The sequence below is a fragment of the Botrimarina hoheduenensis genome, from assembly GCF_007859815.1.
Taxonomy (GTDB): domain Bacteria; phylum Planctomycetota; class Planctomycetia; order Pirellulales; family Lacipirellulaceae; genus Botrimarina; species Botrimarina hoheduenensis.
Genome location: NZ_SJPH01000009.1, coordinates 86,004 through 98,417, shown reverse-complemented (window position 1 = coordinate 98,417; position 12,414 = coordinate 86,004). Strand labels below are relative to the sequence as shown.

Genomic DNA, 12,414 nt, shown 5'->3' with positions numbered 1-12,414 from the left:
TATTTCTCGCTTTAGCGCAGCCAGCGGCGTTTACCGCTTAACTGCTTAGTTTTACCGGCTTCCCCGCAGCGAGGCTCTTTGCCTGCAAATGACAGAGCTCGATGGCATCGCGGGCCAGCTGGGGCTCAAGCGCCGATGCCTCGCTGTCGGTCGATATCGCCCGCATGGCGTCCCGCAGCTCGGCTTGAAAGGCGTGCATCGGATCGCCGCCGGAGAGCTTCACCTGCTTGGCCGCCCCGGAAGTGGGGATCACGGTCGGGGGGCATAAGTAGGCCGCCTCTTTGCCGAGCACCGCAAAGTCGAAGACCAGCGTGGCACGCTCGAATTGCAGCTCAAAGCCGTGCTGGAAAGGCCGGCCCGGTTGGTTGATCGTGCCACTGACAGCGTGGACCGTGGGGCCCCCGGCCTCGTAGATAAACTGGGTGTTCCAGAATTCGGGCAGTCCGTTGCGAGTGCGACCGCTCGTGAAGAGCGAAACGGGCCTGCCGAAGAGCATGCGAATAAAGTGGGCGTCGTGGACGTGCAGGTCGAGCAACGGTCCGCCGATGATTTCGGCCGACCAGTAATTCGCCAGCCAGGCGGGATCCGAGATGACACGCTTGAAGGAGCCTCCAAGAAGCCGGCCGTGCTTGCCGCTGGACGCTTCTTTCAGAGCCCATGCGTACTCGGGGAAGTACGGCAAAACGTGTCCGACTAACAACCGCCGGTCGGCCTTGTGGGCGGCACGCCGGATGCGGTCGCAATCGGCCAAACGCATCGCCAGCGGCTTCTCACAAAAGACGTGCTTGCCTGCTTGCAGCGCGCGACACGCGACATCAGCGTGCAGCGCGGGTGGCAGCGTGATATCGACCACCTCGACCTGAGGATCTGCCAGCAGGTCATCGACCTCGGCATAGGCCGTGACGCCCGCCAGGTCCGTACGCTCGCCGGGAGGGCCGAAGTTTCCTTGGATGCCACGCCAGTCCCCCGCGCGCTTCTTTTCGTCTCGCTCGCAGAGCGCCACCACCTTTACGCCACGCACTTTCGCGTAGGAGAGGTAATGGACCATGCCCATGAAACCCAGACCAACGATGCCAACTTTGATCACGACGGAGACAGACGGTTTGAGGCCAATGGTCGCAGGAATGTTCGCTCAAGACGTATCGGAAGAAGGAACTAAGAGTCGAGCCGTTCCCGCTGAATCGTGCGGAGCAGGTCCAGCGCGGTGCCGATCTCCATTTTTTGGCGACTCGGCTCTTGAGGAATCTCGCGCTCGATCGTCAGCGGACCACGATATCCGATCTCATCGAGCACCGCGATGAACCTTCGGAAGTCGACTTCCCCCGCGCCAAGCGGCGTCTCGACCCCCCAGGTCACCCCCGGCTGATCGCTCCCCGTTGCGTCTTTGCAGTGGACGCTCTTCACGTAGGGTCCCACCTTCCGCAGCGCCTCCAAGGGCTCGCCACAGCCGTACAGAATCATGTTGGCCGGATCGAAATTGATAAACAGATTGGAGCGGCCAACCGCTTCAAGAAACGCCAGCAGCACCTCTGCCGGCTCTTGACCGGTTTCGAGATGAACCGCCTGCCCGTGAGGGGCACAATGATCGCAGATGGAACGGGCTGCGGCGACAATCGCTTGGTACTCAGCATCGTTCTCGTCATGCGGCACGAAGCCAATGTGCAAACCGACCGGGATCATGCCCCCGCCGTAAGCCACGGCATCGTCCGACAGCTGTCGAGCAAAGTCGGCGATTTCTTTCAGCTCTTCGAGGCGTTGGGAACGCGTTGCGGCGGGGGCGAGGCCCACGGTGCGAGCCGTTGTCGGGATATCGGCGTAGCTCTCTCCCTCGAAACCCGCGAACACCACCGAAATCTGAATGCCCAGCTCGCTGAGTCGGTCCCGAAAGCGGGCCGCGTTATCTTCAGTGCGTGTCGTGGCCTGAGGCGTGTGCAGGTGGATCGTCGGAACGCCCAGCTCGTGAACGACGTCAAGATGCACACCTAAACCGGCATCGATACTGGCGAAGACGCCTAGCGGGCGTGAAGACATAAAACAGGGTTCGCAAAGGGGACAGTAGTAGGTCGGTTATTACACCCGCATCAGCCGATCCGGCAGGACGCGAGGATCAGCTAGTGTTGTGTTTCGCAGCTCGCTGATCGTCAATAGTCCATCGCGGCCAGCTCTTCACCACTCCTTCACCACGCCCGTCGTCTCCCTTTGAGCCATTAGTTGTGGCGGAGCGCCTCAATCGGATCAAGTCGCGCTGCGCGGACCGCCGGATAGACACCAAAGACCACGCCCACAACGGCCGAGATCCCGAGCGCTAGCGGAATCGACCACGGGACGAGCTGGGGCTCGATGTTGCGTACGATATCGGGCAGGGCGGCCATCTGCTCGGGGATGGAACGCTCCAAAAGATCGCGTATCCACAAGGCTCCCGGCCGACAGAGCAACCCGCCCGCTACTCCGAGCGCCCCGCCAACAATCGACAGCACGACGCTCTCGGTCAGAAACTGCCCGACGATGTCACGGCGTTTGGCCCCCAGCGCACGGCGGATGCCAATCTCGCGTGTCCGCTCGGTCACGGTGGCCAGCATGATATTCATGATCCCGATGCCACCCACCACGAGCGAGATCGCCGCGATGATGCCCAGCAGCACCATGAACATCAGCCGTGTCGTGTTCGCTTGCTCCAGCAGCTCCATGGGAACGGTTACGGCATAGTCCTCGAGCGTGTGGGTCCGATCCAGCGTGTTGCGGACCACGTCGGCCGTACGAATCACTTCATCTGGCTGCCCGACTCGGAGGGTGACCTGGGTCATCTCGATAAGATCGCGTCGAAACTGTCCCGGTTGCACCTGGATGATTTGGTCCCCCAGTCGCTGCCACATCGTCCGGATCGGGATGTACACATCCTTCGAATAATCTTCTGCGGCCATCGAGCCTCCGATGCCGGCCGATGCCGCACGGGGTTCGACAATTCCAACCACTTTGTAGAACTCGTGATCGACCTGCACGAAGTCCCCAAGCGGAGAGCCAATCGGCCAAAGCTTCTCCGCGACTTGAGCCGAGAGCACGCAGTGATTGCGTTGGCGTTCGCCATCGATATCGGTCAAGAACCGACCCTCAGCGATTTTGAGGCGCGCGACCCGCTCGTATTCTGGTGTTGAACCAACGAGTCTTCCTTCGTACGAGCGTCGGCCGCGGCGTAGCTCGGCCTTTACTTCTCGAATCGGAACGGCCGCATCGATGGTTGGAAGCGTTGAGTTAAGCGTTACATAGTCGGCGCGAGTCACCCCGTATCCGCTGCCGTCAAAATCATCGCTCGTGGGCTTGATCGTACGCACGATAATGTTGTTGGCCCCGAGCGCTGCGATCTGCTGCTGCGAGGCCTGGCTAATCCCCTCGCCAATCGCGAGCAGCCAAACCACACTCGTGACCCCAATCAAGATGCCGAGCACGGTGAGTGCCGACCGCATGGGGTGCAAGAGCAAACTCTTGATGCTCAGCCGCACTGTGCGGCTATAGCGTGCCAGGGCAGCGGTCATCGGTGTACCTCCGATGCCGTCGCGCGAACCGCTGTGGCTTGCAGCGCGGCTCGGGCACCGGTGGGGGGGCCATCGTAGATGAGCCCCCCGTCACGCAGCACGACGGTCCGACGAGTCAGGTCCGCGACCTCCGGCTCGTGGGTCACGAGCAAGATGGTCCGCCCTTCGTTATTGAGTTCGGTCAGCAGATCGAGGATCTCGGCGGTGGTTGAAGTATCCAGGTTCCCGGTCGGCTCGTCGGCGAGCAAGAAACGCGGGTCGTTGACCAGGCTGCGAGCGATCGCCACCCGTTGCTGCTGTCCGCCCGAGAGCTGCATCGGGCGGTGATCCATCCGATCCCCCAGACCGACACGCTGTGCGAGTCGTTCGCACCGCTGCCGCGAGGTACGACTAAGCTGTCCGCTGTAGTGCAGCGGAAGCTCGATATTCTCTAACACCGAGAGGGCGGGCAACAGGTTGAACGATTGAAAGACGAACCCCAGACGATTGGCACGCACATCGGCGAGTTGATCGTCTGACATCCGCGCCACATCGTCGGTGCCCAAGAAGTATCCCCCGCTCGTGGGCCGATCCAAGCAGCCCAGGAGATTGAGTAGCGTGCTCTTACCCGACCCCGAGGGCCCCATAATCGAGACAAAGTCTCCCTCAGGCACATCGAAGGAGACGTCTCGCAGCGCGACAACAGAGCCGCTGCTCAAGCGGTACTCTTTGCACAACTGGCGGATGCTCGCCGCCAGTTTTTCTGTGCGGGGTGGCAGGTCAGCGGCAGGCATCTCGTTAGATGCTGAGGCGGGCATGCAATCTAGCCTCCCACCGGTGCCGTTGTGTCGGCGTCGGTGGTGGTTTCGGTCGCAGTGCTCTTCACTGCGGCAGCGGGCTCGGCCTTGCGGGAAGCGGTGCGCTTACGCAGCTCGTTCGATCCTCCACCCGTATTGACCGCTTGCTGCGACTGTTCGGGGGTCAGCTCGGGCAGATCCACTCGGTCCACCAGCCGCCGCGGATTGATCGCCACGCGATCGTTTTGCTCGAGCCCCGAGCGCACAACAATGAACCGATCGTTTGTCGGTCCGCACTCGACGCGTTGCGCTTCGAGGCCATCGCCACGGTCCACAAAACAGTAGTTGGTATCGCCGTGGGCGTAGATCGCTTCCACCGGAGCCTGAAGCACCTTCGGTTCGTAGATCGAGCTAATCGTGACCGAAGCCGTCATGCCCGTTTTAGCAGCGTCGGAAGCTTCATCGATAGCAACAAGCGCCTTGTACTCCTTGACGTTCGCGCGGCGCCAATTGTCGGGCTGAGCATATTGGTTCACCTTCCGCACGGTTCCGCTCAAGACGAGCCCTTCGGAACCGACAAGCGAAACCGACGCGGGCATGCCCTGCTTTACATACTGAACCAGCGTCTCGTTGATCTCGACGGCAACCTCCATCTTGGTCGGATCGGGAAGCCGAATGATCATCTGGCGTTCGCGAACCTTGGCTCCCTCCTCGACAACAAAGCCGTCGTTATTCCATCCGTTGTTGTCGTGGGCATAGTTAACCACTCCCGACTTGGGAGAAGTGATGAGGCACTTCTTGATCTGGTCTTCGATCGACTCCAAGCGTGCCGCCTCTAGGTCATAAGAGCTTTGCTCTGAGTCCCACTTGGCTTTGGTGATGATGATCTCGGATTCGAGCGTCTTGACCTCTTTGGCCTTGGTGTACTCATCCAGCACGCGGAGCTTGGTCTTGGCGGCGTCGAGTTCGTTACGCGATTTTTCTACCGAGAAGCGATCGGCTTCAAGCTGCAGCTCGTTGACATAGCCCTTGCCTGCTAGCCGCTTGCTGTAGGCCAGATAGTCAACGGCCCGGCTTAAGTCCTCTTCCTTGACAAAGACCTCGCTGAGAATGGTCTGCCGCTCTTGCACATACTTGCCATTAACGTACTCTTCGAGCGCGATCAAGGCGGTCTCGTGCTTATTACGTGCTTCGACCGCAACCGCTTGCGCGGTGTTGACCTTTACCTTTTGGAGGGTCCTCTCCGACAGCAGCGATGAGCTGTCCAGCTCGACAAGAAAATCCCCTTCTTGGACCTCGGTCCCCTCGGGAACGATCCTCAAGATGGCGACCCCCGCGGGATCGGTTGCTTGCACCTGCGAACGCACTTCAGCGCTGCCGGCCGATTCGATCGTGCCACGCTCCGTGACAAGCAACTCGAAGTCATCCCGCTCAACTGTGTGCAGCAGCGCGTCGTGCTTCTTGGTATCGATCGGAGCCGGCGACAGCAACTGCCAGGCCCACCAACCACCACCGGCGGCACCCGCCATCAGCAGCAGCATCCAAACCGCACTAGCTGCTCGGCGATCGCGTCGTAAAGCAGGCATTGGGGGAGACCGTTGATGGGTGAAACCGTCGGAATCAAATGACCCGCTCCCGGATCGCACGAGTCGACCACGACAGAGAGTCCACCAACTATTATCCGCACTGCGGAGCGGTTCGCCCAGCCTAGCTGGGGGCTAAGCGCCCGCTTTCTCCAGAATGTTGGAGCCTTGCGCGGGGGGCACAGGCAGCGGAGCGCTGCTCTCCTGCTTCGGGAGAAGCGCGCCGTCCGATCGCGGGGCCTCGGCTGCCTGCGGAGCTTGGATCGCAGAATTGTCGGTACGCGCCGATTGCCCCAGCGGTAGTACCTCGCGCACGTCGGCTCCTCCGGGGCAGGGTCCGTCCGGAACAAATGATCGCAACGGCTGATCGATATCAACCCGCAGCCCCTCCGAGTCGACCAGCATCAGGCCCAGATCGAGTTCAAGGTTAAGCCGCTGCACCCGGTTATTGACCCACACGCTTAACAGGTCGTTCTGTGCATTCAGCAGGTCGCCGAGAGCTTGCACGAGGTCGCGGGCGGTTGTGTTGTTGAACTGATCCTCTTCGCCCGGCTTGGGAGGCTCCGAAAGCCGGAGCCGTGTGAGATCCACCTGAGCGATCGCGACAAAGACGGCCTCCCTTCGCAGCTCGAGATTCACTTCGTTTAGCCTCACTTGGCGGAGCGTACCGCGGAGGCTCTGGTGGATACCGTCCACAAACCGGTAGTAGTTCCGCCGCGCCTGTTGGTATTCGATGAGCGACTGGCGGTAGACGTTGCGTTCGGCGAGGCGCGAGGTTGGCGAGTCAAACTCTAAACCAACACTGAGGCGGCCGTTGTCGGCACCAATCGGAAAGGGATCCGCCGTCGTGCTACCGATTTCGCCGTCGACGACAATATCGACGGCGCTCTGCAGATCGTTGGCGTTGAAGTGGACCAGTCGCCAAGAATCGACCAACGAAGCGCGGGCGTTGGCCCAGTCCCGCCGCCGCACCCGTGCGATCTGCATGGCCTCTAGCGAGGTGATCTCGGTCGGCTCGATATCGATCGTATCAAGCCGGGCCCGTGCTTGCAGGAGCGACAACTCTAACAGCTGGGCCGAGAGCCGCGCGAGGAGCGGTGCGACCGCGTCTTCGTTGGTCTCGAGGCTGAGGTCCGCTACCGCGACGGCGAGTTTCTCAAACGACTGGGCCCAGCTCGCAAAGTCTTCATCAAGTGCTGCGATCCGCTCGTCAAGCCGTTCCGGATTAACCAAACGAAGATCGATATTGGTAGCGGAAACTTCTTCGCGTGTGGCGAGCTCGAGCAGATGGGTCTTTCGCGCCGGCGCAACCGCGTGCAAGCGCTGAAGGTCCGCTTCGACTGCTGCCGCCAAATCGATCGCCGTGCTCATCAATTCGCGTGCTTCAGCCACCAAGAGCGCGGGCAGAGGGTTAGCAACCAGGGGCTCGGGCAGGATCTCATCCTCGTCGCGTGCTTTGGGCGGTGCCGCGACTAGCGCCGGGCCAATGCCTTGGGCGAGGGCGTCGGAGTCCGAGGAAACAACGCGGATCCGCTGCAGAGCATCCGAGGTCGCGTTCTGCAGGTCGGTCAGCCGCGGTTCGAGCAGATTAAACTGATCAAGCAAACGGTCGCGAACCACAAGGGGCAGATCGGGCGGCAGCCCGAGTCCCGTCAGGAAGTTGTCGAGCGACGTTTGGTAGTTCGCTTCAGCGCTTAGCAGCACACTCTGTGCGTTGAACAGCGCTTGCCGTGCAAGATCGACCTGAAAGCGGTCGATGCGGCCCGCATCGTAGGTCGCTTCGAGCTGCTGGGTGCTTTCCCGCAACCCCGCGACGTTTGCCCGCTGATTGCGGAGCACCTGCTGGGTTTGCAACAGCCCGAGGTAGCCCCCTGCCCCAGCCGCACCGGCTCCGCCACCATTGCCAAAGCCACCAAAACCGCCACCACCACCGCCAACGCCAAACGCCACCCCCGTAAAGTTGGTGAGACCCGCTCCGCCGAGCAATCCGCCCCGCCGCTGGGGCCCTCCGCTCGCGAATCTCCCGGTGACGATCTGCAGATAGTATTCGCGTTGGAATCGCTCCATGGCACGGACGTTGGCCAGCAGCGTCCGCTCGGCAACGGTTAGCCGTTCCATCACGCGCACCCTGCCGCCGCCCCGCAACAGCGGTTGCACCAGCGAAAAATCGAGCAACGTAGACCCCCGATAGCTATCCGTCCCGGCGAGCTGCCAAACCAGCGAGTTGGCGAGCCCCACCGTGAGCTCCCCCCCCGTAGCCGTCAGCCGCTGGAGTCGCCAGCGATTGCCAAAGTCGCTCGGCTCAATGATCACGTTCGAGGTATCGAGCGCGCCATCGACTTCGTAAAAGGCGGACACCCCGCCAAACAACTGCGTGTCGAAGCGGAATCGTTCAAACGCCACGTCGAGCGCCGAGAGGTAGAGTTCCTCTAGCTCACGCTGGTATCCCGGATCGTGCAGCAGCCCAAGGCGGACCGCCCCTTCGGTGTCCAGCACCAGCTTGCCGCGCTCATCGAGCGGCAGGCACGAGCGCCACTGGCGTGCCTCGACATAGGGGGTGCGCGGCGCTTCGCGCCAGCACTTAGCCCCCCGCTTGTTATCGACACACTCCATGTAACGGTGCGAGAGCGGATCATCGGGCGGCATCGGGGGGCAGTCGGGATCGTTCTCGTCGTGCATCCGCGAGCACGGATCAATCCCGATGCGGTAGCTCCCTTGCCCTTTTCCCGCAACGACCGACTTCTGATCGATGAGGCAATAGGCCTCGCGGTCTGCGCTGCGGCGGGCGCGCGACCGGCTGCACCCCGATAGCGATGCCAGCACCACCGCTGCCGTGAGCAACGCCAAAGTGGCGCGCACAGTCCTCGGCAGGGTGAATTGAGGCATCGGAGCAAAGGGAGATGACAGGGCAAACCTAGCGTTTACGCAAGCTGTGCGCAAACGCCGGCCTGTATCAGCTTGATCGACCCCGCGGCCCCGACGACTCCAGCCCAGAGCAAGAATGCTCCACGCGAATTCCTCCTTCGCAAGGCTTAGACCCTAACCCCCCGCCTTAAAGGTAGGGCGGCAGAGGCTATTCGGCTGCCTTCTCGCCCAGAGCCGCCTCGCGATCAACCCGGTCCCAGAACGCCAGGAAGAACACGACCGCAATAGCAGCCGCCATGCCCGCGGGAACCAGCCAGAACTCTTTCCATTGGGCCATCGTCTCGGACAACAGGGCCGGATCGATGCCCGCCGGCATGTTCTGAGAGAACATCTTCCCGAAAGACTCGAAGAAGCCGACTTCCGAAGCCGGCCGCGCGGCGGCGATCGCTTCGGATAGCTCGGCTTGCTTGGTCATGGTTTTCCCAAAGAGGTCTCCCGCGATCCAAAAGCCGAAGTACATGCCAATGCCCTGCGTGAAGAAAACCAGCATGCTTTGTGCCTGACTGCGTACCGACTCCGGGGATTTTTGGTCGGTGTACATGAACCCGGTCACAAAAAAGAAGTCGTAGCAGATGCCGTGCAGGATCACGCCCGCCAAGAGCATCCATGTCGCTTGATCCGGGGCTCCGAACGCAAACAGCAGGTAGCGCAGAACCCAGGCCAGCATGCCGATCAAGATCATCCACTTCACGCCCAAACGGCGGAAGAAGAACGGGATCAGCAGCATGAAGATAATCTCGCTCATCTGGCCGAGCGTCATCGTCGAAGCCACCTGCTCAAAACCGGTCTGATCGAGCAGCTTTGAGGTAAAGCTGTAGTAGTAGGCCAGCGGGATACAGACGAGCGTCGAGCACGCGATAAAGACGGCAAACGAGGGGTTCTTCAGCAGCCCAAAGGCGTCCACCATGAACAGGCTGCCCAGGTTCATGGGTTTGCCCTTGGCGGGTGGCGGCGTGTGGGGCAGCGTAAAGCTGTACAGGCCAAACGCGAGCGAGGCGTAGGTCGCCAGCCGCAAGATTTCTGTGCTGTCCGACAGCCCGCGTGCGCCAACGTACAGCCCCGCCACGATCCAGCCGATGGTTCCCCACACACGGATCGCAGGGAACTTGTTCTGGTCATCGATGTTGGCAAAGGCGATCGAGTTGCCCAGGCCCAGCGTTGGCATGTAGCACAGCATGTAAGCGGTAAACAGCCACACGGCACGCGTCCCCTCGCCGGCCTCGACCGCCGCTGTCGCCAGCCACATCAGCCCCGCCCCCAGCAGCATCAGTGCTCCCTGGACAATCTGTGAGGGGAACAACCGGTCGGCAATCAAGCCCAGGAATAGCGGAGCGATGATCGCTGCGATTGGGGCGCTCTGATACGCCCCTCCGATCGCGTCATCTAACCCTTTAGCGCCAAGGCACAGTGCCAGCGTGACGAACCACGCCCCCCAGGTGAAAAACTGGAGGAACATCATCACCGAGAGGCGGAATGCAACCATCAGAAGGACTCAAAGTGGCGGTTGAGGTCAGACAAGATAACCGTAGCTGAGCGTCACTCCGCGGTGGGGACGACGGCATCGGCAGTTAAGCACCCGTTGTTGAGAAGCTTTCAGCCGCCCTGAGAGGCCTTAACCGACGAGCCGACGAGCCGACGACGCTTGACGGCAGGCCATACCATAGCCAGCACCAGCGGTGTCAGGAAACCCGCCAGGGAGCCATATCCTGGCGGCTCGTTCAGCACGCCAAACGAATAAACGAGCCAGGCAAGGTAGGCAGCGTAAAGCAGCAGCATGGCGATCCCCTCGACCCTGCTCACGGACTTACCGGTCAAAAATATGGGGTAACAGGCCACCGAAACCGCGACCATGAGCGGTATATCGAACCGCAGCGATTGGTCAGCGACATTCACTCCTTCCGGGGCGACCGTCGCTGACAGACCGAGGACGGCCAGAATATTCAGAACGTTGCTGCCGACGACATTTCCAACCGCCAGATCACGCTTGCCGCGCAAACTGGCGAGGATCGAGACAACCAGCTCGGGCAGCGAGGTGCCGATGGCGACAATCGTTAGGCCAATCACCAGTTCGCTGACCCCCCAGCGGGTAGCCAGTTGAACGCAACCTTCCACCAAATAATTGGCCCCGCCAATCAGCAAGACCAACCCCACCACAATCAAGAACAGATTCAAGGCGTAGGCACGCAGACCGCTCGGTGTCGTCTGCGGGGTAAGAACCTCCAGCTCTTCCTCCAAGCGCTTTGCGTCGCGCTTGCCCTCAACCACCGTCCACGACAGATAGAGGACCATCAGAATCGCAAGGGTGATTCCCTCCGAACGCGAGATGCTGCCGTCCGACCCAAGGGCATACAGCGCCGCGGCCGCGGCTATCATTACCGGAATATCCAACCGAAAGAGCTGATGGCTAACCATCAGCGGCGCAACCACTGCCGCCGTACCCAAGATCAGCAGGATGTTTGTCAGATTGCTGCCCACCACATTACCAACCGCGAGGTCGGTTTTGCCGACATAGCACGACTGGACCGAAACCGCCAACTCCGGCGCACTGGTGCCCAACGCGACCACGGTGAGCCCGATGATCAATTGGGGCACACGTGCCGCAGCGGCAAGGTTCGACGCCCCGCGGACCAGCAGCTCTCCGCCGACCACTAACCCGACCAGCCCGCCAAGGATCATGAGAGCTAACACGAGGTTGTCCATAATGCCCTGCCAAGTTGCTTAGAACCGACGGCCGAGCAGCCCGCCGGTTACCGATGTCAAAGTGGTCGATTTTACGGGCATCACGCCCCATTTCGCCAGCGCCGCCGCTTCGCGAGCGCGCCCCACCCCTCTCAGCCCGCGCGAAGCCTGCCAGCGTTTTGTGCCAGCGTTTTCTTCCCAGCGTTTTCTTGCCAGCGACCGGGGCGATCGTCCACGACGTTTCGGCAGCAATCCGGCCTTAAGGCACTACCAGTTGGTTCGGTCGCTTCTCTCCGAGTAAGCGGTGGAGTAGGATAAGAGAAGACCGGGGGCGAACTGGGTTCGACCGGGTTGTCGAAGCGTAAGTGGCGTGTCGTGGTTGATCGGTGGCCCACGTAAAAAGCCGATCGCACACCTTCAATTGCCGAAGGTAACTACGCTTTGGCTGCCTAGTTAACGCTAGGCCATAGCCAACGTGGCCTGGTCGCTCGCCGGAAGCTTCCAACGCAACGTATCACCCCCTCCGGATCGCTTGCGGGTCAACCCTCCGGGCACGCCCGCTGCTAACTGAAGTACTCGGATAGTTCGTTGGTAGCCGTGTCAGGAGGGGCGCCCAATGAGCAAAACCAAAACGCCTGACTACACACGTAGAAGCTTGCGTGGAGCGATCGCGGGACGCGGGTTCGATTCCCGCCGCCTCCACTTTTCGCCGGTTGTGCCAAACAAGGCCAACCGGCGTTTTTTTGTGCCTTATCCCCTTCTCTACAAGGGTTTGCGTCGTCCCCCGGCGTATCTTCGCCAGGCTGCGTTGTGCCACCAGACGACCCCTTGTGACCATCGGCGTGCTCCGAAGTGCAGCCATAGTGCAGCCAACTTTCGCCGGCGGGCAGCTTGGCGATCGCCTTGGCTTGGTCTTCCAAG

8 protein-coding genes and 1 other RNA gene are annotated in these 12,414 nt (G+C 61.2%); 1 reads left to right on the top strand and 8 read right to left on the bottom strand.

From position 1 onward, the window contains the following. Positions 1–37: 37 nt before the first annotated feature. The 8 genes from Pla111_RS15250 to Pla111_RS15215 form a co-directional block, all read right to left on the bottom strand. Positions 38–1,087 (bottom strand): Gfo/Idh/MocA family protein, encoded by a 1,050-nt coding sequence (locus Pla111_RS15250; protein WP_146575312.1) that lies wholly within the window; start codon positions 1,085–1,087, stop codon positions 38–40. A 68-nt stretch (positions 1,088–1,155) separates the two neighbouring features. After that, the gene (locus Pla111_RS15245) at positions 1,156–2,031 is read right to left on the bottom strand and encodes a sugar phosphate isomerase/epimerase family protein (RefSeq protein ID WP_146575311.1); all 876 of its coding nucleotides are present in this window, start codon (positions 2,029–2,031) and stop codon (positions 1,156–1,158) included. Positions 2,032–2,207: 176 nt separating this feature from the next. Next, a complete protein-coding gene (locus Pla111_RS15240; protein WP_146575310.1) occupies positions 2,208–3,530 on the bottom strand; it encodes an ABC transporter permease in 1,323 nt (440 codons plus the stop codon). Then, complete coding sequence (locus tag Pla111_RS15235; protein ID WP_146575309.1) at positions 3,527–4,327, bottom strand: ABC transporter ATP-binding protein; 801 nt, start codon at positions 4,325–4,327, stop codon at positions 3,527–3,529. The genes Pla111_RS15240 and Pla111_RS15235 overlap by 4 nt, the downstream gene beginning before the upstream one ends. Positions 4,328–4,332: 5 nt before the next feature. Then, positions 4,333–5,892 carry an efflux RND transporter periplasmic adaptor subunit gene (locus Pla111_RS15230; RefSeq protein ID WP_146575308.1) on the bottom strand — a complete coding sequence of 520 codons (1,560 nt, stop codon included), beginning with the start codon at positions 5,890–5,892 and terminating at the stop codon, positions 4,333–4,335. Positions 5,893–6,024: 132 nt separating this feature from the next. Next, positions 6,025–8,775, bottom strand: coding sequence for a TolC family protein (locus Pla111_RS15225; protein ID WP_146575307.1), 2,751 nt, complete (start codon positions 8,773–8,775; stop codon positions 6,025–6,027). Between the two features lie 187 nt (positions 8,776–8,962). After that, a complete protein-coding gene (locus Pla111_RS15220) occupies positions 8,963–10,297 on the bottom strand; it encodes an MFS transporter (protein ID WP_146575306.1) in 1,335 nt (444 codons plus the stop codon). A gap of 110 nt (positions 10,298–10,407) precedes the next feature. Then, entirely contained in the window at positions 10,408–11,514 is a 1,107-nt protein-coding gene (locus tag Pla111_RS15215; protein WP_146575305.1) for a calcium/sodium antiporter, read from the bottom strand. Positions 11,515–11,820: 306 nt separating this feature from the next. On the opposite strand from Pla111_RS15215, the gene ssrA reads away from it, so the two are divergent. Continuing rightward, positions 11,821–12,198: a transfer-messenger RNA gene (ssrA, locus tag Pla111_RS15210) on the top strand. Positions 12,199–12,414: the final 216 nt, after the last annotated feature.